This window comes from Stenotrophomonas sp. 115C5 (assembly GCF_056861055.1).
The window spans coordinates 151,624-171,988 of record NZ_JBSPUQ010000004.1 but is presented as its reverse complement, the minus strand read 5'-3'; the positions used below and the strand labels follow the sequence as shown (position 1 = coordinate 171,988).

Here is a 20,365-nt window from a genome sequence, read left to right as displayed (position 1 = left end):
CATGTCCCTGGTCGAGTACCGCCGCAAGCGCAGTTTTGACAAGACCAAGGAGCCCGAGCCGGGCAAGGCGCTACCAAAAGGCCAACGCGCCATTTTCGTGGTGCAGCTGCATCATGCCAGCCGCAGGCACTACGACTTCCGCCTGCAGGTGGGTGACGCGCTGAAGAGCTGGGCCGTGCCCAAGGGGCCCAGTTACGACCCGAAGGTCAAGCGCATGGCGGTGGAGGTGGAAGATCATCCTGTCGACTATGCGACCTTCGAAGGCGAAATCCCCAAAGGCCAGTACGGCGGCGGCCATGTCGCCCAGTTCGACCACGGTGTGTGGGCTACGCAGGGCGACCCGGAAGCCCAACTCGCCAAGGGCCATCTGCGCTTCGAACTGTTCGGCGCCAAACTGAAGGGCGGATGGCATCTGGTCCGCTCCGGGAAGCCGGCGCGCCAGCCGCAGTGGCTGCTGTTCAAGGATGACGATGAATTCGCCAGCGACATCGAGGCAGACGATCTGCTGGCGGATGTTGCTGTAGCGCCAGCGGAGGATCTGAAGCGGGCCGGGGCCTGCAAGGCCGCGAAGAGGCGGCTCACCGGGGTACCCGCCAAGCGCACCCGACGAACGAACTGGGCGAAGAAGGCGCTAGCGCTCAGCAAGGCAAGAAAGGCCGCAGCGCCGTCCGGTCCCTTCGAACCGCAGTTGGCCAAGCTGGGCGAAGCGCCGCCCCAGGGCGAGCAGTGGGTCCATGAGATCAAATGGGATGGGTACCGCATCCTTGCTACGGTGGCTGAGGGCAACGTGCAGCTGTGGTCGCGGAACGCACTGGAATGGACCGGCAAGCTTCCTGAAATACGTGACGCGATCACAGCACTGGGCCTCACCTCGGCGGCACTGGACGGTGAGCTCATCGCCGGCGCCGGCACCAAGGAAGACTTCAACCTGTTGCAGGCCACGCTCTCCGGCGAGCGGCAGGGCGTGCTGACGTATGCATTGTTCGATCTGCTGCACCTTGATGGCGTGGACGTCGCCGATGCGCCCTTGCTGGAACGCAAGGCCCTGCTGCAATCCGTGCTGGAGGGGCAGGGCAGGCCATTGGCGTTCAGTTCGCATGTACAGGGGGATGGCGACGAGGCCTATCGCCTGGCCGGTGAGCAGCACTTCGAAGGCATCATTTCCAAGCGCGCCGAGCGCAGCTACCACAGTGGCCGCAGTGAGGATTGGCGCAAGACCAAACAGCTGGCCAGCGACGAGTTTGCGGTGGTCGGATACACCACGCCGAAAGGCAGCCGCACCGGGTTCGGCTCGCTGCTGCTGGCGCGGCCAGACCCGAAACATGGCTGGCTCTACGTCGGCCGCGTCGGATCCGGGTTCTCGGACGAACTGATCGGCGAAGTCAGCAAGCGCATCGAAGGCGGCGGCAGCCGCAAGCCGACGGCGCACGTGCCCACCCAGGACACCGACCTGCGCGCCGCGACCTGGTTCCCACCGCGTTTCGTGGTGGAGGTCTTCTATCGCGGGATTGGCGGGCAGAAGCTGTTGCGCCAGGCGTCACTGAAGGCGGTACGGGCGGACAAGGACATCGCCGATCTCGCAGATTCCGATCGCGCCGGGCCGGTCACGGTCTCTGGTGGGAAGTCCGCAACGGCGCGTCCTGCGCGCGATGCGAAAACGTCACCCGCTACCGACCGCACACCGCCCGCGCTGTCGTCTCCCGGCAAGATCCTGTTTCCTGGCGATGGCTACACCAAGCAGGAGGTATGGGACTACTACGCGGCAGTGATGGAGCATCTCCTGCCCGAGGTGGTTGATCGTCCGCTGTCGATCATCCGATGCCCCAGTGGCACCGCAAAACCCTGCTTCTTCCAGAAACACCATACAGCCGGGCTGGAGTTGGTCGACGCAGTAAAGCTCAAAGAAGAAAGCGGTATAAACGCCCATTACCTGGTGGTGCGGGACGCAGCCAGCCTGCTTGAACTGGTGCAGTTCAACGCGTTGGAGTTCCACCCCTGGGGCAGCCACGCCGAAGCGCCCGACAGGGCCGACCGCGTGGTGCTCGACCTGGATCCAGGACCGGACGTACCCTTTGCCGAGGTCAAGAAAGCGGCAACTGACATCCGGAAACTGCTGGCGCAGCTGGAGCTGGAATCGTTCCTGCGTGTATCCGGTGGCAAGGGCCTGCACGTGGTCGTGCCGCTCAATCCGGGATGCGACTGGGACCTGACCAGGCGCTTTGCGAAGGGTTTCGCCGAGGCGCTGGCGCAATCCGAGCCCCAGCGATTCCTGGCAACGGCCACCAAAAGCCTCCGCAACAAGCGGATCTTCGTGGACTATCTGCGCAATGGGCGCGGTGCGACGGCGGTTGCGTCCTACTCGCTGCGGGCCAGGCCCGGGGCACCGGTAGCACTGCCGATCGCCTGGGGCGATCTGGCGAAGCTCAAGCGCGCAGACGCGTTCACGATCAAGGACGTGCCAGCAAAGCTGAAACGGCAGCGCAAAGACCCTTGGGCCGGTATCGGGAAAGTGAAACAGAATCTCGCGCGATGGGCGCAGGCAGACCCGTAGGCCGCGCCTACGCTTCGGGCGCCTGCGCGCTACCGGGCAATACATGATCGCATTCGACCAGCCGCGCGTTGCTGACCGTCTGGCGCGACGGACAAGCACCGCACACCAGCGTCGTTCCACCGGGCACCGCCCCCAACGCGTCCCCCGACAACTGCGTAATCCCGCCGCAGGTGTTGCAGCGCACGCGAATGGACCTGACGCGCTCAATACCCTGCACGCCGGAAGCGGCGTCCAGCTCCAGAACATGGAAAAGGCCGGTATTGGGCATGGGGTGCTCCCGAGTCATCTGCCCCAAGCGTAAACGATCCATGGCATTGGGCGGGGAGGCGTCCTGCATGCCGTTTGTCGGCTGGGTCCCAACTGATTCACAAAATGCACAGGATGGGAACAACTGCGGGGCGCAGGTGGCCCATCCTAGCGGCACGGAATCTGGGGGGATTCACTACAGGAGCAGTCAATGCCGATCAGGGCAGTCGCATACGTCAGCGAAGCGGGCCCAGCCGTTGCCGGTGACCCGTTGGGCCTGCGCAGCGGGAAGCTGGACGATCTGGTCGATGATGCCGCCCGCTTCAACCGAAATGCCGGCGTTACCGGAGTTCTGCTGTTCGATGGCGCCCGCTTCCTGCAGTACATGGAGGGACCCGAGGACGGCTTGAGCGTGGCGTACTCGCGAGTGGTGGGTGCTTCCAGCCACGCAGGTCTCATCGAGTTGCAGCGGGGCAGGGTGGGCAACCGGCGACTCCCGTTCTGGCCGATGCGTTGGCTGCCGACGCAACCCGAGCAGTTGAAAATTCTTGCCTGTGCGGACTGGTCGGGGTTCGCCCAGCACAGCGGTGACGAAGCGCCAACCGAGACGGCGATGGATGTCCTGGCCAGGTTGGTGGAACCCTATGCCGTGGCGGCGTGATCCACCGGCCTAGCGACCTCCATGGCGCTCGGCCCACGGAATTTCGCCGCTGCACACATGGAGGTGCCCGGTGCGCATCACGCGATACAGCCGCGCCTCCGGCTCCGCGCTGGCAGCGATATAGTCCAGTGCCTCGGCGAGCATGCGGATGAACTGCGGCTCGGGGTAGAACGCTGCCCAGGTCGGCAGCAATTCCTCCAGTTGCGCGATCATCAGATCGATTTCCAAGTGCGTGCTCACTGCCTGATCCTCCTTCCAGGCACGTTAGCGACCACGCTGCAAGCAAGGAGTTGCGGTTCGCAGAGGCGACACAGACGTGTTGCCCACGCAACGCTCACCTGGCCTTGACCATGGCGTTGATCGTGGCAGCGCGTGAGCATCATTTGCACGACCACGCCACCGTCGTTTCACCCGGCAAGGCGTATCAGAGAGGCCTCCCAGCTGAAGCTGCAAGGATCTCTTTCATGTCCGAACCGTTCCCGCGCGCCAGCTTATGGTCAGCTGACACCGAGTCGCACAGCTTCCGCCCCCTTGCCGGCACGACGCGCGCGGACGTGCTGGTGGTGGGCGCCGGCATGACCGGCCTGCTGACAGCGGCCCGCTTGGCCGATAGCGGCCTGGATGTGCTGGTGGTTGATGCGGGGCCCATCGGCGGGCGCAATACGGTGATGTCCACCGGCAATCTTTACGCGCCCGTCTCCCGGCTGGCCGATCTGATCTCCCGTTGGGGCGGCGACACGGCCAGCCGTGTCGTGCAGTGGCGGCAGCAGGCGCTGCGGTCCATCGAAACACTGGTTCATCGCTACGATCTGCGCTGTGGCTTCCAACGCGTGGGCATGCAGTACGGTGTGCAGGATCGCACCCGCGAGGTCACCGCGCAGTTCGAGCGTGAGCTGCAGGCCTATCAGCGCGTCGGCCTGCAGTGCGAACATCGGCAGTCCGGGCTGCCGTTTGCATTGGGCCACGCCTTCCGCGTTCCCGATCAGGCGCAGTTGGATCCTGCGGCGTTCTGCAGGCAACTGGCACGTCATCTGGCAGGTCGCGTGCGCATCCACGACTGGACCCGGATCAACCGCATCGAGGCATCCGCCGGCGTTGCGACAGCCGATGGCGCCCGCATACAGGCCAGGCAGTTCGTGCTGGCTACGCATTCGCCCGCAGGCTTCAACCTGGTGCAGGCCGAGATGGAGGTGTACCGCGAGTACGGGGTGGCGGTGCCGGTTGCCAACCTACCTGCGGCAGGCATTCACTGGATCGCCGACCGGCACCGCTCATTGCGCGGGGTGCACGGCGCTGATGGCCGCGACTGGCTTGTGCTGGTTGGCGAAACACACCGCACAGGCGAAACGCCAGCGGTGGATCCGGCCCAGCATCTGCTAGCCGACGCGCGCCGCAACTTCAGCGTGCTGGGCGAGCCGCTGTGCTGGTCGGCTCAGCAATTCCGGCCCGCCGACCAGCTGCCCTACATCGGCAGCAGCGCCCACGATAATGTGTGGGTCGCTACCGGCTATGGGCCGGACGGTTTGACCTGGGCAGGCGTGGCCGCGCGCGCGATCACCGAGGGAATCATGGGCACGACCAGCGAGATCGAGCAGCTGCTCAGCCCCATGCGTTTCACGCCGGTGCGCTCGGCCGCTGGCTGGGCCCGCACCAACGCCACGGTGGCGCGGCACATGGTGGGAGATCGCCTTGCCACGGCGCCGTCACACTCACCCAGTGCGCTGGCCCGTGGTTGCGGCGCACTGCTGGACGTGGACGGAAAGCGAACCGCGGTCTACCGCGACGAGGGCGGGCGCCTGCACATGATGTCGGCGCTCTGCCCGCACCTGAAGTGCGTTGTCCAATGGAATGGCCATGAGCGCACCTGGGACTGCCCCTGCCACGGCAGCCGCTTTTCCGCCACCGGAGCGCTGCTGGAAGGCCCTGCCAGGCAGGGCCTCACACCAGAACAGCTGTAGGCGCAGGCATCCACCTCAGGCTTCGGCGGCTGCATCCGCATCGCAGGGCATGCAGCGCTCCTTCTTGAACTTGATGTCTGCAGCGGTCTTCGCCAGTGCCTCGTAACGCTGGCGTATCTCTTCAAGATGGGCCGGCTCCATCGACTCCAGGTTCAACAACTCCTGGTTGGCGTCCTTGCTCACCCGGATCAGTTCATCCAGCTTGATGTGCAGCGCAGCGGTATCAGCGTTCTGCGTATGCTGGATCAGGAACACCATCAGGAAGGTCACGATGGTGGTTCCTGTATTCACCACCAGCTGCCACGTGTCATTGAAGTGGAAGGCCGGCCCGCTGGCAGCCCAGGTGATGATCACCCCCAGCGCTGCGACGAATGCCCCCAGGCTGCCAGACAATCGCGCCGTCGCCGCCGCGACACGGGCGAAACCGCGCCGGATCACTGGTCACCTCCCGCGGCCTCCTCATCCGTGTGGCGGTCCGGCAGTTTGACCCGCTCCCCGAGACGCTTGTCCTGCTCTTCCGGCGTTGGCGCAGCGACGAAGGGGGAGATCGGGTCACTGGCGGGGAAGGTTTCCTGCAGCGCTTCGTCATGATTGCGGCGGTTGTGCAGCGTCGCCTGCAGCGGACTGACAGGATCGGGGCGCTGCGCCTCCGTGTCCGGATGGGGAAGGTCTTTCTGGTCGCGTTGCATGGTGCATCTCCAGGTTGATCACCACCTCGCAGGTGGCGGGCCCAGCATAGGAACGCACTGTGAGCGGCCTCATCAAGGGCGGGGCAACGTGGCGTCAATCCTTCAGGCAACGCGCGTTAACAATCAGCGCGGCGGCGCGGTCTGCGTCGGCCATGGCGTTCTGATGCGGCACGTGGTTGCGCCCCCCCTCACGCCATTCACCCCGCAACAGCGAGAATGGCCTACCGGGCGCACCATGCGCGAGCCGCCCACCGATTGCAGGAATGCTGAGATGTCCAACACCCCCTTTGGCGAGTCGTCGTGTGCTGCCGCAGCCAGCGGCTGCATCGAAGTCCGTGGTGCGCGCGAGCACAACCTGAAGAATGTCGATGTCTCCATTCCGCGCAATGCACTGGTGGTGTTCTCCGGCGTGTCGGGATCCGGCAAGTCCTCGTTGGCCTTCGGCACGGTTTTCGCCGAGGCGCAGCGGCGCTACTTCGAATCCGTCGCACCCTATGCGCGCCGCCTGATCGACCAGGCGGGCGTGCCCGATGTGGATGCCATCGACGGGCTGCCCCCGGCGGTCGCCCTGCAGCAGCAGCGCGGCGCCAGCAATGCGCGCTCCTCGGTGGGCAGCGTGACCACGCTGTCCAGCCTGGTGCGCATGATGTTTTCGCGGGCGGGAGCCTACCCGGCCCACCAGCCCATGCTGTACGCCGAAGACTTCTCGCCCAACACCCCACAGGGCGCCTGCAGCACTTGCCATGGCCTGGGGTATGTCTACGAAGTGACTGAAGCACTGATGGTGCCGGACCCGTCGCTGAGCATCCGCGAGCGCGCCATCGCGTCCTGGCCACCGGCATGGCATGGCCAGAACCTGCGCGACATCCTGGTCACGCTGGGCTACGACATCGATGTGCCGTGGAAGAAGCTGCCGAAGAAGGACCGTGAGTGGATCCTGTTCACCGAGGAGACGCCCACCGTGCCGGTCTATGCCGGCTTCACGCCGGCCGAGACCCGTACCGCACTCAAGCGCAAGCAGGAGCCCAGCTACATGGGCACCTATACCGGCGCGCGCCGTTACGTGCTGCACACCTTTGCCAACACCCAGAGCGCCTTGATGCGCAAGCGTGTTTCGCGCTACATGGAAAGTAAGCTGTGCCCCGCCTGCCACGGAAAGCGCCTGAAGCCGGAGGCGCTTTCGGTCACCTTTGCCGGTGTGGATATCGGCGAGTTCATGCGGCTGCCATTGGACCAGCTGGCGGCGTTGCTCGAGCCCATCGCGCGGGGCGACTTCAGTGCACACAGCCACGGCGCGCGTTCCAGCAGGCGTGCAACGCCCCGCGATCGCGCCAAGCGGGCAGCAAGTGGCCGCGCGACCCACGAAGGCGCACCCGACGTGCGCCTGACCTCAGCCTTGTCTGAGGAAAAGCGCCTGGCGGCACAACGCCTGGCGGGCGGGGTCATGGCGCGTGTACGGCAACTGCGCGAGCTCGGCCTGGGCTATCTATCACTTGATCGCGCCACGCCCACGCTGTCGGCCGGCGAACTGCAGCGCCTGCGGCTGGCCACGCAGCTCAGCTCGTTGCTGTTTGGCGTGCTGTACGTGCTCGACGAACCCTCGGCCGGCCTGCATCCGGCTGACAGCCAGGCGCTGTACGACGCGCTGGACCGGCTGCGCGACGGAGGCAACTCGGTGTTCGTTGTCGAGCACGATCTGGAACTGATGCGCCGCGCGCAGTGGCTGGTGGACGTGGGACCGGAGGCCGGCGAGCGGGGAGGGCGCGTGCTTTACAGCGGCGAACCCGATGGCCTGCGCCAGGTAGAGGATTCGCGCACGGCCCGGTATCTGTTCGATCAGGTGCCTGCGCCTGCCAGCCGGCAGCGCAGTGCCAACAGCTGGCTCGAACTGAAGGGCATCCACCGCCACAACCTGCAGGGCGTGGACGCGCAGGTCCCGCTGGGGCTGCTGACAGCAGTGACCGGCATTTCCGGATCGGGCAAGTCCAGCCTGATGGCACAAGCGCTGCCCGAGCTGATGCTGCTGCACCTGGGGCACGAGCCCGTGGACGACAGCGCCGACAGCACGCCCCCGGATGGGCCGACCGTGATGGAAGCGACGCGGGGCCAGCTGGCCGGCGATGTGGACGCCATTCATCGCGTGGTGCAGGTCGACCAGAAGCCCATCGGCCGCACGCCACGATCCAACCTGGCCACCTACACCGGCCTGTTCGACCACGTGCGCAAGCTGTTCGCCGCAACGCCAGACGCGCGCCGCCGTCGCTTCGATGCGGGACGCTTCTCGTTCAACGTGGCCAAGGGCCGGTGCGAGACCTGCGAAGGCGAGGGCTTCGTCAGTGTCGAACTGCTGTTCATGCCAAGCGTCTATGCGCCGTGCCCGACCTGCCATGGCGCCCGCTACAACGAGGCCACGCTGAAGGTGTTGTGGAACGACCGCAACATCGCCGAGGTCCTGCAGATGACGGTCGACCAGGCGCACGCGTTCTTCGCCGAAGAAGACGCCATTGCCCGCCCGCTGCAGTTGCTGCAGGAAATAGGTCTGGGCTACCTGCGGCTGGGGCAGCCGGCCACGGAGCTTTCAGGCGGTGAAGCACAGCGCATCAAGCTGGCGACCGAGCTGCAGCGCAGCCAGCGCGGGCGCACGCTGTATGTGCTGGATGAGCCCACCACCGGCCTGCATGCATCTGACGCGGACAGGTTGCTGGCGCAGCTGCAACGACTGGTGGAGGCAGGCAACACCGTGGTGATGATCGAACACGACATGCGTTCGGTCGCACAGGCAGATTGGGTGATTGATGTCGGGCCAGGTGCAGGCGGTGCGGGCGGCACCATCGTGGCGAAGGGCACGCCGCAACAGGTGGCCCGCGCCAAGGGCAGCAGGACGGCGCCGTTTCTTGCGCGCGAGCTGGGACAGGCCAGCTGACGCCATCTCATCCGGGGCTGGACGCATTCTGTTGTACTGTGGGAGTACTCGCAGCGCCCATCAGCGAGAGGATGGTCAGGTGAACGCTTCCATGCTTCCAAGAATCGTCGGTTTCGATGTTCCGCCGCTGCATGAGCGTGTCGACGCTTCCACCGACGAGGCCATCACCGCGCTGCTGGATCTGGCGCCCGGCGCTCGCTGGACAGAGATGTTCCTCATCAAGTGCAGGGCCCTGGCGTCCCAGCTCCAGCTGGCGGATGTTCGCATTGAAGGCGCCAGGATCTACTTCTACGGATCCATCAGCGATTCTCGTGGACTTGCCGACGCGGTGATGTCCATTGTCCACGTACTGAATGATGAGTTGATGCGCGAGCGGAATCACGCAGCCAGCCGCGCCTAAGCGCAGCCAAGCAGGGACCAGCACCGATCGGCAATCTCCGCTGCGCCAGGATGGCCGCGCAGGCTCGATCGCTTCGCAAGCCTGTCCTGCAGATCGTCGATCCATGCCGACCGGGTGCCGTGCGGATCTCTCACATAGATATCGCAGGCAAGCCGGACAACCGGCGCTACTTCATATCGGAAGCTCATCGCGGGCAGGGTGCCCAGGTTGAACGCGGCCTTCCAGTGGGCCAGTTCACGCTCTACGTCCACAATGTGCTTGCTTCTTCCATGGATCATGGTGTTCCCCACGTTCGGAGCCTCACTGTACACGCTTGTTGCCGGGAGCCTGTTCATGACAGTCGTTCATCCAGCGCGCTTCCCGGTACGCTCCCGTAACGGCGCCAGGCCCACTGTCAATTGGCAGCAGACTTGCTGCGACGGAGAATCGAAATGAACAGCGTCCCCGAACAGAACAGGAACGACCGCTCCAGCGCTTCCGCTGAAACAGAACAGCCCGCGCAGCAGGGGCAGGTCGAGGGGAGCGAGCCTGGCGGGAAGGAGCCCGGCAAGCAAGGGCAGCAACAGCAGCAGGACAACAAGGATCGCGAGAGCCCGAAGCCAGCGGACGAAAAGAAGGGCGGTCTCGGCGGCGATACGCGCCGCTGAGGAACAGGAGGAGCCGCGCGCCGCGCGGCTGCTTCCGCGGTAGACAGGGAGCGGGCATGTCCTCGCAAAGCCAGGCGATCAGCCTGATGACCAAGATCATGTACCAGTGCCGCCCGGAGAAAACCACAACGATGGCGCAATGCCGTTGCTGCCACGCGCCCAGCCCTGGCGGCATGGAGTGCGCACGATGCCTGACCGGAAGGCTCGGCGACATGATTCACAATCGTGGCGCCGCGTTCAGTTGGCTGGAATCATTCCGCAGGGTGCAGCAGGACGAAGCACACGTATTCGAATGCGCAAAGCGCGTCGACGCGGCATCTCCCTAGGCGTCGCATCCGGACCTGACATTGCGCAAGCGTATGCTCGGGTCATTCAGGAGCAACGCGATGAATTTTACGATCTGCATCTACGATAGAACGGGCACGGGCCTCCGCCTGCCCGCGGGATGGTGGATCGACCTTCAGTCCGATCTGCCTGCACTGGTGAAGGGTGCTGCGCGCATCGACCTTCCGCGATCTTCGAAAGACGAGCATCCACGATTGGATCCTGAGGTTCTCAGGGATCTTTTCCGGCGCATTGGAGGCTCGCAGTGGCTAAGTTGAATCCAGCCCAGTCCCTGGGAGTCCGCTGGCTGTTCTTTCGTCTTCGCAACGGGCAGTCCATCAGTCCTGCCCGGTTGATGTCTGTCTGGTCCGAGGCAGCTGAATCCAGCGACTGCGCCGTGCGCCGCGAAATCATCGACGGCGCCGGCTATGTCTATGCCCTGTACGCGCCCAACAGCCTGCTTTCACCCAGGCGCGTGGAGCTACGCATGAGAACGCTGCTGGAGGAAGCTGGCTACGCCTTCACGATGGGCAGCCTGGCGGGCCGGCACCCGGGCGACGGTTGAGGCGCGAAGCTGGCGCTGCGTCCGCAAGCGCCCGGAACGCGCTTGTCATTCCGGAGTGTCTGGTTCCAGAGGTTCGTCAGGCTTTGGATCAAAGAGCGCCAGCATCCGTTCACGGCGGCATTGTTCGAGCCAGTGGTGCCATATCTCCACCTCGTCCATCAGCCCCGTGGCACCGCATGCGGGGCAAGTGAGCGTCGTGCCCAATGGGCTTGTCTGAATGCCAGCGTTCTCGCTCATTGACGAGCGCAGGCCGCAACTCTTGCAGGTAGATCGCAACTGATCAAGGCGAACGATTGCGCCATTGCGCGCAAGAAGGGGCTGGATCGCGTGGATCCGGAAGGCATTGGGAGGATGCATGGCCGTGTCGTCTAAGGCTGGACACGGGAGCAAAGGATTCTGCGCCGGAGAAGAGCCGTGAGGGCGCAGTGTCCTCCGTTGGAGGTTAACCCTTCATCAAAGTGCGGAACGCGCTCCATCGCTGGCCTGAAATCCCACGGCCGCAATCGTGCGCTGACGTGGCAGCCGGCGCTCATCCGGCGCCGGCCCTGTTTCTGGGCAGGAAGGGCTCCGCCATCACAACGGAGCCCCGGCCACTCACTTTTCCTGCAGGAACGTCAGCAGATCCTGGTTGACCTTGTCCTTGTGGGTGTCGGTCAGGCCATGCGGCGCACCCGGGTAGACGATCAACCTGGCGCCCTTGATGAGCTTTGCCGATTGGCGGCCTGAGATATCGATCGGCACGATCTGGTCGTCGTCACCGTGGATCACCAGCGTGGGCACATCGAACCTCTTCAGGTCCGCGCGGAAATCGGTGGCCGAGAACGCGGCGATCGAATCGTAGGTGTTCTTGTGGCCGCCCTGCATGCCCTGCGCCCACCACGCATCGATCAGCCCCTGCGACACCTTCGCGCCCGGGCGGTTGAAGCCGTAGAACGGGCCCGACGGGATGTCCTTGTAGAGCTGCGCGCGGTTATCCATCTGTGCCTTGCGGATGCCATCGAACACTTCGATCGGCAGGCCGTTCGGGTTGTCGGCGGTCTTCAGCATGAAAGGCGGTACCGAGCTGATCAGCACGGCCTTCTTCACCCGCCCGGTGCCGTGCCGGCCGATGTAGTGAGCCACTTCGCCGCCACCGGTGGAGAAGCCCACCAGGGTCACATCGTGCAGGTCCAGCGTATTGATCACCGTGGCCAGGTCATCGGCGTAGTGATCCATGTCGTTGCCGTCCCACGGCTGGCTGGAACGACCGTGGCCACGACGGTCATGGGCGATGACACGGTAGCCATGATCGGCCAGGAAGAGCATCTGCGATTCCCAGCTGTCCGAATTCAACGGCCAGCCGTGGCTGAAGGTGACGACCGGGCCGTCCTTCGGGCCCCAGTCCTTGTAGTACAGCTGCACGCCATCGGCGGTGGTGATGTAGCTGGCGGTGCGCGCGATGCTGGTAACTGCAGCCGGCTTGGCCGGTTCGGCGGCCTGCGCGGACAGGCCGGCCTGGACCGAGAGGGCGAGGGCGGCAACGGCCAGGGTACGGGCGAAGGTTTTCATGCGGGAACTCTCATGGGTGGGTGGTGAGGCGTACTTTGCGCCCGTAATCAGGCGTAAGGGTGATGTACTGTCCGTATTTCTTGATAGATCGTCTTGCACGCATGTGCGCGTGCGGACCACTCGCCATCGCCCGTTGACAGGGTAGAACGACCGTTCTACATTTTGGCCATGAGCAAGGCCACCACCGATACCCACCAGAAGATCCTGGCCACGGCCGAGGCGCTGATCTACCAGAACGGGATCCACGCCACCGGCATGGACCTGCTGGTGAAGACCTCCGGCGTGGCGCGGAAGAGCATTTACCGCCACTTCGAGAACAAGGACGACGTGGCCGCTGCCGCGCTGAGTGCGCGCGATGTGCGCTGGCTGGCCTGGTTCCGGCAGGAGTGCGACAAGGCTGATACCCCGGAAGCACGCATCCTCGGCATGTTCACCGTGCTCAAGGGTTGGTTCCAGTCCGAGGGCTATCGCGGTTGTGCGTTCATCAATACCGCGGGCGAGGTCGGCGACCCTGCCGATCCGATCCGGGAGATCGCGCGGAACCACAAGCAGAAGTTGTTCGATTACACATTGGAACTTACCGAGCAACTGGATGTGGAGCAGCCGGCGGACCTGGCCCGTCAGCTGCTGGTCCTGATGGAAGGCGCCATCACCCTGTCGCGCGTGATGGGTGATTACGGCGCCGCAGACACTGCGAAGGATGTCGCGAAGCTGTTGCTGGAACAGGCCAAGCGTTAGCGCCTGGGTACCCCAGATCCGTTGAAGCAACCCGTGTATCCATCTCGATTGGAGGTCTCCCCGTGTCCGCAGAACAACCCCGTCCGCCGCTTCCTCCGTTCACCCTTGAATCGGCCACCCAGAAAGTGCGTCTTGCCGAGGATGGCTGGAACTCCCGCGATGCCGACAAGGTGTCGCTTGCCTATTCGCTCGACACCCAGTGGCGTAACCGCGCCGAGTTCACCAACGGCCGGGAAGAAGCCCGGCAGTTCTTGGCACGCAAATGGAACAAGGAGCTCGACTACCGCCTGATCAAGGAGCTCTGGGCCTTTACCGAAAACCGTATTGCTGTCCGTTACGCCTACGAATGGCACGACGACTCCGGCAACTGGTTCCGTTCCTATGGCAACGAAAACTGGGAGTTCGACGCGGATGGCTTGATGCAACGCCGCTTCTCGAGCATCAACGATTTGCCGATCAAGGAGAGCGACCGCAAGTTCCATTGGCCACTTGGGCGTCGCCCGGATGATCATCCGGGGTTGTCGGAGCTGGGTATGTGATTTCCGCTTGGGCGCCATTCCAAGCGCGCTCAGGTACGATGGGGTGGCCGGCGTCTGTGCCGGCCGGGGCAGGGGGCGCAATGGACATGCAGGCAGGGGGCGGATTCGATCCGCCGGCAAAGACCGATTCGCAGGAACTGACATTCCACTGGCTCTACCAGCGGGTGCAGGGACTGGTTGAGCACAGCATCTACCCCAAGGCGGGCAGGGTGGAGACGTGGGCGTTTCGCATCGGCGTGGGTGCGGCGATCATCGGCATTCTCATGGGTCAGCTTCCGGATCGATGGCTGCCTCTTGGCGTAGTGCTCCAGGTGGTTGTTGCCTGCCTGGCAATCGAAATAGGAGGGTTCATTGTCGGTGGCGTACTGGCCGCCCGCAGGGGCATTCGCCAGTTCATCCAGCCGCGGCTCTCGCACGCCCGGGAGATGGATGAAGACTTCGCTCACTGGCAAGCGGTGGTGACCGAGCTTCGCGGATTCCCGCGCGTCCAGCGCGAGCGGCGACTCAAGTTCGTCAGCACCTTGCGCACAAACATGATTGAGCGCATGGGCATGATGTATGGCGGCCTGCAGCGGCTGGGACCATTCCCGCTGTTGATTGCCCTCTACCTGCAGTTCCGCGGATGGAAATGGGGCGACTGGGCGGGCGCTTTCGATGTTGGCCCGCTGGGTGCACTACTGATCTTCGCCATGGTGCTGCTGTACCTGCTGGGCTGGATGCTGATCGGCCTTCGCACCAGGCTTGATACCTACGTTGCCTTGTTGGAGGGCTCCATCCACGAACCCGAGCCCTCCCAGCGAACGCCTTTGTAGCGTCGGGCCATCATGTTCCTCATGCTGAGGGACAAACAGGACTGTGAGTCATCCAGTGAGGCATACGCATGGCTCAAGAGTGCCGCGCTGTGGCTGGATGCAGCCGATTTCTTCGGGCTTGCTGCATCATGTTCGTACATTTCGCCGACTTCACAGGTCTGTACCCCGCAGAGGGGCATAGTAGCCCTTCGGTAGTGTGAGCGCGTCCATCCAGCCACGGGGTTTCCCCGAACGCCAGGAGGTCACTGTGCCAAGTTGTGATGAAGGAATGAAGCTGACGCGTCGCCAGGTGATCGCCGGCGGCGTCACGACCGTGGCGATGTCCGCCGCACCGGGGGCCTCCTCGCTCGCCGCCGAACTGGCGGCGCCCCCGCCGCCCAGGCCGCCGGTCATCAGCACGGTGGCCTTGACCGTCAACGGCAAGCAGCGGGAACTTGAACTCGACACTCGGACCACGCTGCTCGATGCCCTGCGCGAACATCTGAAGCTGACCGGAACGAAAAAGGGCTGCGACCACGGTCAATGCGGTGCCTGTACCGTGCTGGTCAACGGTGAGCGCATCAATGCCTGCCTCAGCCTGGCGGTACAGCACCAGGGCGATGCCATCACCACCATCGAAGGCCTCGGAACCCCCGATGACCTGCATCCGATGCAGGCCGCCTTCATCAAGCATGATGGCTACCAGTGCGGGTATTGCACGCCGGGGCAGATCTGTTCGGCGGTGGCGGTACTGGACGAGATCAAGCGGGGTGTCCCCAGCCATGTACAGGCGGACGTCAGCGCACGGCCCCGGGCCACCAACATGGAAATGCGCGAACGCATGAGCGGCAACCTCTGCCGCTGCGGGGCCTATTCCAACATTGCCGAGGCGATGGCAGAGGTCGCTGGCGTGACCTCTGCAGGGAGGCGCTCATGAGGGCCTTCAGTTACGAACGCGCGAAATCCCCGGCCGAGGCTGCCAAGGCCGTCGCCGGTACCGAGGGCGCGAAGTTCCTGGCCGGAGGGACCAACCTGCTCGACCTGATGAAGCTGGAGGTCGAGACGCCAGCGCACCTGGTCGATGTGCAGGACATCGGCCTGGACAGGATCGAACCCACCGACGAGGGCGGCCTGCGCATCGGCACGCTGGTCACCAATACCGCGCTGGCCTCGCATGAGCGCGTGCGCCGCGACTACGCGGTGCTGACCCGCGCGATCGTGGCAGGCGCCTCCGGGCAGCTGCGCAACAAAGCCACCACCGGCGGCAACCTGCTGCAGCGCACGCGCTGCCCGTATTTCTACGACCCCCATCTGCCCTGCAACAAGCGCCTGCCCGGATCCGGCTGCGGCGCACTCGAGGGGTTCTCCCGGCAGATGGGCGTGATCGGCACCTCGGACAGCTGCATCGCGACCTATCCGGGCGACATGGCGGTGGCCCTGCGGGTGCTGGACGCCTCGATCGAGACCGTCCGGGGTGACGGCAGTACGCGCAGCATCCCGATTGCCGATTTCCATCGTTCCCCCGGCGACAGGCCGCAGCAGGACAACGTGCTGCAGCGCGGTGAGCTGATCACCCACGTCACACTGCCGGAACCTCTGGGCGGTCGGCACGTGTACCACAAGGTACGGGACCGCGCGTCCTATGCGTTCGCACTGGTGTCGGTCGCCGCGGTCGTGCAGCGAGACGGCTCGGCGCGGTTCGCCTTCGGTGGGGTCGCGCCGAAGCCGTGGCGCGTCGAGGCAGCCGAACCCCTGCTGCGCGACGGCGTAAAGGCCGCGACCCGGCAGGTGTTCGCCGGTGCCCGTCCGACGCCGGAGAACGCGTTCAAGATCGCGCTCGCAGAGCGCACCCTCGCAGCGGTGCTGGTGGAAGGAGAGCGCTGATGCCCCTTGAATTCAACGCCCCCGCCGGCGACAACCTGTTCGACAAAGCCAAGGTCGTCGGCAAGTCGACGCCGCGCATCGACGGTCCACGCAAGACCACCGGCACCGCCCCCTATGCCTACGAGCGCCATGACGTGGCGCCGAACCAGGCCTACGGCTACATCGTCGGCGCGGGCATCGGCAAAGGGCGCATCATTTCGATGGATGCGTCCCGCGCACGTGCCGCGCCTGGCGTACTGGCGGTCATCACCGCACCGGAAACCAAGCCGGTCGGCACATCGAACTGGAACAATGCGCCGCTGTTCGGCGGACCCGAAGTGGCCCACTACCACCAGGCCATCGCCTGCGTGGTGGCAGAAACCTTCGAGCAGGCCCGCGCCGCCGCGGCGCTGATCCGCACCCGCTATGAGCGCGGCAAGGGCCGCTTCGATTTTCCCGCACTGGCGCCGTCCGCGCCGCTTGCAAAGGGGCGGGACGGCAAGCCCGACCGGCAGGCGTTGGGCGATTTCGACACCGCCTACGCGAGCGCCGCGGTCAAGCTCGACGAGACTTACCACACCTCCGACGAAAGTCATTCGATGATGGAGCCGCACGCCACCATCGCCGCCTGGGAGGGTGACACGCTCACGCTGTGGACGGCGAACCAGATGATCGACTGGGCCAGGCAGGGCATGGCGGCGATCCTCGGCATCGATCCTGCCAAGGTGCGTGTGGACTCGCCCTATATCGGCGGCGGCTTCGGCGGCAAGCTGTTCATCCGTGCCGACGCGGTGCTGGCCGCGTTGGCGGCCAAGCAGGTCGGGCGACCGGTGAAGATCGCGCTGCAACGCCCGTTGATGCCCAACAACACCACGCACCGGCACGCCACCCTCCAGCGCGTGCGGATCGGCTGCGGAAAGGATGGCCGGATCTCCGCCATCGCCCATGAGAACTGGTCGGGCAACATCAACGGCGAGGACGGCGAAAACGGCACCCTGCAGACGCCCAAGCTCTATGCGGGCGCCAACCGCCTGGTGGCCAACTACATCGCCACGCTCGACATGCCCGAAGGCAATGCGATGCGCGCACCGGGCGAAGCACCGGGCCACATGGCGCTGGAAGTGGCGATGGATGAAATGGCCGAGAAGCTGGGCCTCGACCCGATCGCGTTCCGCATCCTCAACGAGCCCGAGGTCGTGCCCGGCGATCCGTCCAAGAAGTTCTCCGACCGCAACCTGGTGCGCTGCCTGCGCGAAGGCGCGGAGCGCTTCAACTGGAACAAGCGCAACCCCAGGCCGGCGCAGGTCAGGGAAGGGCATTGGCTGATCGGCATGGGCGTGTCTGCGGGCTATCGCGGCGCACCGACGATGAAGTCGGCGGCGCGGGTCCGGCTTGACGGCCAGGGCGGGGTGATTGTCGAGACCGACATGACCGACATCGGCACCGGCTCCTACACGATCATCGCGCAGACGGCAGCCGAGACCATGGGCGTGCCGCTGGACCGGGTCCAGGTGACCCTCGGCGACTCCCGTCATCCCGCCTCCGCCGGTTCCGGCGGCCAGTGGGGCGCGGCAAGCTCCACCGCAGGCGTGTACGCGGCGTGCGTCAGCCTGCGCCGCAAGGTGGGCGAGAAACTGGGCTTCGACGGCGACACCGCAGACTTCGCCAATGGCCTCATCCAGGCGGGTGGGCGGACCATCAAGCTGGCGGAGGCGGGCACACTGTCGGCGGAGGACGGCATTGCCTTCGGCGACTTCAAGCAAGGCTACGACGTCGGCACCTATGCAGGGCATTTCTGCGAGGTTGCCGTGCATGCCTACACTGGAGAGACGCGCATCCGCCGCATGCTTGCCGTATGCGATGGCGGCCGGATCCTCAATCCGCTCTCCGCACGCAGCCAGGTCATCGGCGGGATGGTGATGGGTGCGGGCGCGACCCTGATGGAGGAGCTGGTGGTCGACAAACGGCTTGGCTTGTTCATCAACCACGACCTGGCCGGCTACGAGGTTCCCGTGCACGCCGACATCCCGTACCAGGAGGTGGTCTTCCTCGACACGCTGGATCCGGTGATCTCGCCGATGAAGGCCAAGGGTGTGGGTGAACTGGGCATCTGCGGGGTTGGCGCCGCGATCGCCAATGCGATCTACAACGCAACCGGCGTGCGCGTGCGCAGCTATCCCATCACCCTGGACAAGCTGCTGCACGGCTTGCCCGACGTGGGCTGACCCTTGCGCATGGACCGACCCGTAGCCTCACCCGCGCTGGAAGCTTCAGCGGCAGGCGGAGGGGAGCCCGGCGATCTTGCCGAGCACCTGTCCGCAGCGCCGGGCTTCCTCGCCGAAGGTAGCCCGCGCGGCGTACTCGAGACGGCCTTGACGCGCGTGCGCGCGGGGGAGCACGCCGTGCTCGCGCTGGTGCTGGAAACCGATGGCTCCACCTACGCCGGTGCCGGCGACATGGTGCTGTTCTGCAACGGCAGCCAGGTCGGCTGGCTGAGCGGCGGATGCCTGGAGCCGGAGCTCGCGCGACGCGCGGAGCAGGTGAGCGCGGCAGGGCGGGTCGACTGGATCGAGATCGACACCCGCAGTGACGACGACCTGTTGAGCGGGTCCGCGCTCGGCTGCCGCGGCCGGCTTCGGATTGCGCTCCTGCCATTGCGTGCCATGTCCGGCATCGACGCCGTCATCGAGGCCTGGTTGCGCGAGGGTGTGTCACTCCAGCGCGACCTTCGCACGTCGGGGCAGGTCGTTTTCCGCGCCGGCCATCGCGAGCAGGCATGGCAGCTGCATCCGATGGACGGGGCGCAGTCCTTTGGCGAGGGCGCATGGCATTTGCCGTTGCTCCGTCTTCCGCGGGCCCTGGTGTTGGGGGGCGGTCCCGAAACGCCCTTGCTGGTTCCGCTGCTGCGGGGACTGGGGTGGCGGGTCAGCGTGGCCGAACGGCGAGCGCGCTGGGCCTCAGCCGGGCAGTGCGCGGATGTGCATCTTCAGACCAACCCTGCAGAGGCCCTTCATGGCGACCCGTGCGACGCGGTACTGGTGATGCATCACGATTTCGAACTGGACCGGGAGGCGCTGGTGGCCCTGGCTGATACCAAAGTCGCGTTCATTGGACTGCTGGGTCCGCGGCGAAGGCGCGAGGACCTGTTCAAGCTGCTGACACCGGATCAGCGCCACCGCCTTTCCCCGAGACTTCGATCACCGGTCGGCCTGAACATCGGCGGGCGAGGGCCAGAGGCGATTTCGCTCAGCATCGCCGCACAGCTGCAGCAATGGCGAAGCGCGCACGGTACGTGACTGACGCGCATGCGGTCGTCGTGCTGGCTGCCGGCGGGAGCACCCGACTTGGCCAGCCCAAGCAGCTTCTGACCCGGCAGGGCGAGACCCTGGTACATCGCGTGGTGCGGTTGGCGCGCGAGCTCGCGCCAGCGCAGGTGCTGGTCGTGGTGGGCGCAAACGCACAGGCCGTGACATCCAGCATTGCCGGGCTGGACGCCACTCCGGTAACCAACCACCACTGGGAACGCGGCCTGGCGAGCAGTCTGCAGGTTGCCGGCGCACACCTGCTGCCCACGGTGACTGCGGTGATGGTCGTGGCATGCGACCAGCCCGCGATCGAGCGCTCCCATCTGCAGGCGCTACTTTCTGGTGCCCGCGCCTCGGCGTCAGGGTGCGCGGGCACCCGTCATGGAGACGCGCTTGGCATTCCTGCAGTAGTGCCGCGCGCCTGGTTCACCTCTGTCGGTGCAGCCGGTGACCGCGGCTTCGGAGCGCGCCTGCGGCAACTTCCTGTCGATACGGTGCATGTCCTGCAGGCACCGGAACTGGGCCTGGATATCGATACGCCAGAAGATCTTGCGCGTGCGCGCGATGCGGGCTGGATCGATGCCGGGAGGTGACCCGCATGATCACTGGGCAAATGC

22 protein-coding genes are annotated in these 20,365 nt (G+C 65.3%); 16 read left to right on the top strand and 6 right to left on the bottom strand.

Annotated elements, in window-relative coordinates; translation table 11 throughout:
• The first annotated feature begins 1 nt into the window (after position 1).
• Positions 2 to 2,551, top strand: a complete 2,550-nt coding sequence (gene ligD / locus AC13FN_RS07650) for a DNA ligase D (RefSeq protein ID WP_482984469.1) — start codon at positions 2 to 4, stop codon at positions 2,549 to 2,551.
• A 7-nt stretch (positions 2,552 to 2,558) separates the two neighbouring features.
• Here the strand turns inward: ligD and AC13FN_RS07645 are convergent, their stop codons facing one another.
• Entirely contained in the window at positions 2,559 to 2,819 is a 261-nt protein-coding gene (locus AC13FN_RS07645; protein WP_262102614.1) for a hypothetical protein, read from the bottom strand.
• 189 nt (positions 2,820 to 3,008) lie between these two features.
• On the opposite strand from AC13FN_RS07645, the gene AC13FN_RS07640 reads away from it, so the two are divergent.
• Positions 3,009 to 3,458 (top strand): BLUF domain-containing protein, encoded by a 450-nt coding sequence (locus AC13FN_RS07640; protein ID WP_043395790.1) that lies wholly within the window; start codon positions 3,009 to 3,011, stop codon positions 3,456 to 3,458.
• Between the two features lie 9 nt (positions 3,459 to 3,467).
• Here the strand turns inward: AC13FN_RS07640 and AC13FN_RS07635 are convergent, their stop codons facing one another.
• Complete coding sequence (locus tag AC13FN_RS07635; RefSeq protein ID WP_482984470.1) at positions 3,468 to 3,698, bottom strand: hypothetical protein; 231 nt, start codon at positions 3,696 to 3,698, stop codon at positions 3,468 to 3,470.
• A gap of 224 nt (positions 3,699 to 3,922) precedes the next feature.
• On the opposite strand from AC13FN_RS07635, the gene AC13FN_RS07630 reads away from it, so the two are divergent.
• Positions 3,923 to 5,416 (top strand): FAD-dependent oxidoreductase, encoded by a 1,494-nt coding sequence (locus AC13FN_RS07630; protein WP_482984471.1) that lies wholly within the window; start codon positions 3,923 to 3,925, stop codon positions 5,414 to 5,416.
• 15 nt (positions 5,417 to 5,431) lie between these two features.
• Here the strand turns inward: AC13FN_RS07630 and AC13FN_RS07625 are convergent, their stop codons facing one another.
• Both AC13FN_RS07625 and AC13FN_RS07620 read right to left on the bottom strand, forming a co-directional pair.
• On the bottom strand, positions 5,432 to 5,854 hold the full coding sequence (locus AC13FN_RS07625; RefSeq protein ID WP_125893200.1) for a low affinity iron permease family protein: 423 nt from the start codon (positions 5,852 to 5,854) through the stop codon (positions 5,432 to 5,434).
• A complete protein-coding gene (locus AC13FN_RS07620; protein ID WP_482984472.1) occupies positions 5,851 to 6,105 on the bottom strand; it encodes a hypothetical protein in 255 nt (84 codons plus the stop codon). Before AC13FN_RS07620 ends, AC13FN_RS07625 begins: the two co-directional genes overlap by 4 nt.
• 271 nt (positions 6,106 to 6,376) lie before the next feature.
• On the opposite strand from AC13FN_RS07620, the gene AC13FN_RS07615 reads away from it, so the two are divergent.
• Together AC13FN_RS07615 and AC13FN_RS07610 are read left to right on the top strand one after the other, a co-directional pair.
• Positions 6,377 to 9,028: an excinuclease ABC subunit UvrA gene (locus tag AC13FN_RS07615; protein WP_482984473.1), complete on the top strand. Its 2,652-nt coding sequence runs from the start codon at positions 6,377 to 6,379 to the stop codon at positions 9,026 to 9,028.
• Between the two features lie 79 nt (positions 9,029 to 9,107).
• The gene (locus AC13FN_RS07610) at positions 9,108 to 9,428 is read left to right on the top strand and encodes a hypothetical protein (RefSeq protein ID WP_230080573.1); all 321 of its coding nucleotides are present in this window, start codon (positions 9,108 to 9,110) and stop codon (positions 9,426 to 9,428) included.
• On the opposite strand, the gene AC13FN_RS07605 is transcribed toward AC13FN_RS07610, so the two are convergent.
• Entirely contained in the window at positions 9,425 to 9,763 is a 339-nt protein-coding gene (locus AC13FN_RS07605; protein ID WP_230080572.1) for a hypothetical protein, read from the bottom strand. The two genes, AC13FN_RS07610 and AC13FN_RS07605, sit on opposite strands and share 4 nt — an antisense overlap.
• 96 nt (positions 9,764 to 9,859) lie before the next feature.
• On the opposite strand from AC13FN_RS07605, the gene AC13FN_RS07600 reads away from it, so the two are divergent.
• The 3 genes from AC13FN_RS07600 (at position 9,860) to AC13FN_RS07590 (ending at position 10,964) form a co-directional block, all read left to right on the top strand.
• A complete protein-coding gene (locus AC13FN_RS07600) occupies positions 9,860 to 10,075 on the top strand; it encodes a hypothetical protein (protein WP_019336575.1) in 216 nt (71 codons plus the stop codon).
• A gap of 56 nt (positions 10,076 to 10,131) precedes the next feature.
• Positions 10,132 to 10,401 carry a hypothetical protein gene (locus tag AC13FN_RS07595; protein ID WP_054171761.1) on the top strand — a complete coding sequence of 90 codons (270 nt, stop codon included), beginning with the start codon at positions 10,132 to 10,134 and terminating at the stop codon, positions 10,399 to 10,401.
• A 263-nt stretch (positions 10,402 to 10,664) separates the two neighbouring features.
• Positions 10,665 to 10,964, top strand: coding sequence for a hypothetical protein (locus tag AC13FN_RS07590; RefSeq protein WP_217015806.1), 300 nt, complete (start codon positions 10,665 to 10,667; stop codon positions 10,962 to 10,964).
• 594 nt (positions 10,965 to 11,558) lie between these two features.
• Here the strand turns inward: AC13FN_RS07590 and AC13FN_RS07585 are convergent.
• On the bottom strand, positions 11,559 to 12,512 hold the full coding sequence (locus AC13FN_RS07585) for an alpha/beta fold hydrolase (protein ID WP_482984474.1): 954 nt from the start codon (positions 12,510 to 12,512) through the stop codon (positions 11,559 to 11,561).
• A gap of 168 nt (positions 12,513 to 12,680) precedes the next feature.
• Here AC13FN_RS07585 and AC13FN_RS07580 point away from each other — a divergent pair, with 168 nt between their 5' ends.
• From AC13FN_RS07580 to AC13FN_RS07545, 8 genes are all read left to right on the top strand, one after another.
• Positions 12,681 to 13,250 (top strand): TetR/AcrR family transcriptional regulator, encoded by a 570-nt coding sequence (locus tag AC13FN_RS07580; RefSeq protein ID WP_482984475.1) that lies wholly within the window; start codon positions 12,681 to 12,683, stop codon positions 13,248 to 13,250.
• 62 nt (positions 13,251 to 13,312) lie between these two features.
• On the top strand, positions 13,313 to 13,789 hold the full coding sequence (locus tag AC13FN_RS07575) for a nuclear transport factor 2 family protein (protein ID WP_322547554.1): 477 nt from the start codon (positions 13,313 to 13,315) through the stop codon (positions 13,787 to 13,789).
• An 80-nt stretch (positions 13,790 to 13,869) separates the two neighbouring features.
• Positions 13,870 to 14,601, top strand: a complete 732-nt coding sequence (locus AC13FN_RS07570; RefSeq protein ID WP_125436988.1) for a hypothetical protein — start codon at positions 13,870 to 13,872, stop codon at positions 14,599 to 14,601.
• A 268-nt stretch (positions 14,602 to 14,869) separates the two neighbouring features.
• Entirely contained in the window at positions 14,870 to 15,517 is a 648-nt protein-coding gene (paoA, locus tag AC13FN_RS07565; RefSeq protein WP_482984476.1) for an aldehyde dehydrogenase iron-sulfur subunit PaoA, read from the top strand.
• Positions 15,514 to 16,464 (top strand): FAD binding domain-containing protein, encoded by a 951-nt coding sequence (locus AC13FN_RS07560; RefSeq protein WP_482984477.1) that lies wholly within the window; start codon positions 15,514 to 15,516, stop codon positions 16,462 to 16,464. The genes paoA and AC13FN_RS07560 overlap by 4 nt, the downstream gene beginning before the upstream one ends.
• Positions 16,464 to 18,668, top strand: a complete 2,205-nt coding sequence (paoC, locus tag AC13FN_RS07555) for an aldehyde oxidoreductase molybdenum-binding subunit PaoC (protein WP_482984478.1) — start codon at positions 16,464 to 16,466, stop codon at positions 18,666 to 18,668. The genes AC13FN_RS07560 and paoC overlap by 1 nt, the downstream gene beginning before the upstream one ends.
• A 9-nt stretch (positions 18,669 to 18,677) precedes the next feature.
• Positions 18,678 to 19,739 (top strand): XdhC family protein, encoded by a 1,062-nt coding sequence (locus AC13FN_RS07550; protein ID WP_482984479.1) that lies wholly within the window; start codon positions 18,678 to 18,680, stop codon positions 19,737 to 19,739.
• A complete protein-coding gene (locus AC13FN_RS07545) occupies positions 19,715 to 20,341 on the top strand; it encodes a nucleotidyltransferase family protein (protein WP_482984480.1) in 627 nt (208 codons plus the stop codon). Before AC13FN_RS07550 ends, AC13FN_RS07545 begins: the two co-directional genes overlap by 25 nt.
• The last annotated feature ends 24 nt before the right edge of the window (positions 20,342 to 20,365 follow it).

Coding starts and splice junctions, on each gene's coding strand:
- ligD (WP_482984469.1), top strand. CDS start 2: ATGTCCCTGGTCGAGTACCGCCGCAAGCGCAGTTTTGACAAGACCAAG.
- AC13FN_RS07645 (WP_262102614.1), bottom strand. CDS start 2,819: ATGCCCAATACCGGCCTTTTCCATGTTCTGGAGCTGGACGCCGCTTCC.
- AC13FN_RS07640 (WP_043395790.1), top strand. CDS start 3,009: ATGCCGATCAGGGCAGTCGCATACGTCAGCGAAGCGGGCCCAGCCGTT.
- AC13FN_RS07630 (WP_482984471.1), top strand. CDS start 3,923: ATGTCCGAACCGTTCCCGCGCGCCAGCTTATGGTCAGCTGACACCGAG.
- AC13FN_RS07620 (WP_482984472.1), bottom strand. CDS start 6,105: ATGCAACGCGACCAGAAAGACCTTCCCCATCCGGACACGGAGGCGCAG.
- AC13FN_RS07615 (WP_482984473.1), top strand. CDS start 6,377: ATGTCCAACACCCCCTTTGGCGAGTCGTCGTGTGCTGCCGCAGCCAGC.
- AC13FN_RS07605 (WP_230080572.1), bottom strand. CDS start 9,763: ATGAACAGGCTCCCGGCAACAAGCGTGTACAGTGAGGCTCCGAACGTG.
- AC13FN_RS07600 (WP_019336575.1), top strand. CDS start 9,860: ATGAACAGCGTCCCCGAACAGAACAGGAACGACCGCTCCAGCGCTTCC.
- AC13FN_RS07595 (WP_054171761.1), top strand. CDS start 10,132: ATGTCCTCGCAAAGCCAGGCGATCAGCCTGATGACCAAGATCATGTAC.
- AC13FN_RS07585 (WP_482984474.1), bottom strand. CDS start 12,512: ATGAAAACCTTCGCCCGTACCCTGGCCGTTGCCGCCCTCGCCCTCTCG.
- AC13FN_RS07580 (WP_482984475.1), top strand. CDS start 12,681: ATGAGCAAGGCCACCACCGATACCCACCAGAAGATCCTGGCCACGGCC.
- AC13FN_RS07570 (WP_125436988.1), top strand. CDS start 13,870: ATGGACATGCAGGCAGGGGGCGGATTCGATCCGCCGGCAAAGACCGAT.
- paoA (WP_482984476.1), top strand. CDS start 14,870: ATGAAGCTGACGCGTCGCCAGGTGATCGCCGGCGGCGTCACGACCGTG.
- AC13FN_RS07560 (WP_482984477.1), top strand. CDS start 15,514: ATGAGGGCCTTCAGTTACGAACGCGCGAAATCCCCGGCCGAGGCTGCC.
- paoC (WP_482984478.1), top strand. CDS start 16,464: ATGCCCCTTGAATTCAACGCCCCCGCCGGCGACAACCTGTTCGACAAA.
- AC13FN_RS07550 (WP_482984479.1), top strand. CDS start 18,678: ATGGACCGACCCGTAGCCTCACCCGCGCTGGAAGCTTCAGCGGCAGGC.
- AC13FN_RS07545 (WP_482984480.1), top strand. CDS start 19,715: ATGGCGAAGCGCGCACGGTACGTGACTGACGCGCATGCGGTCGTCGTG.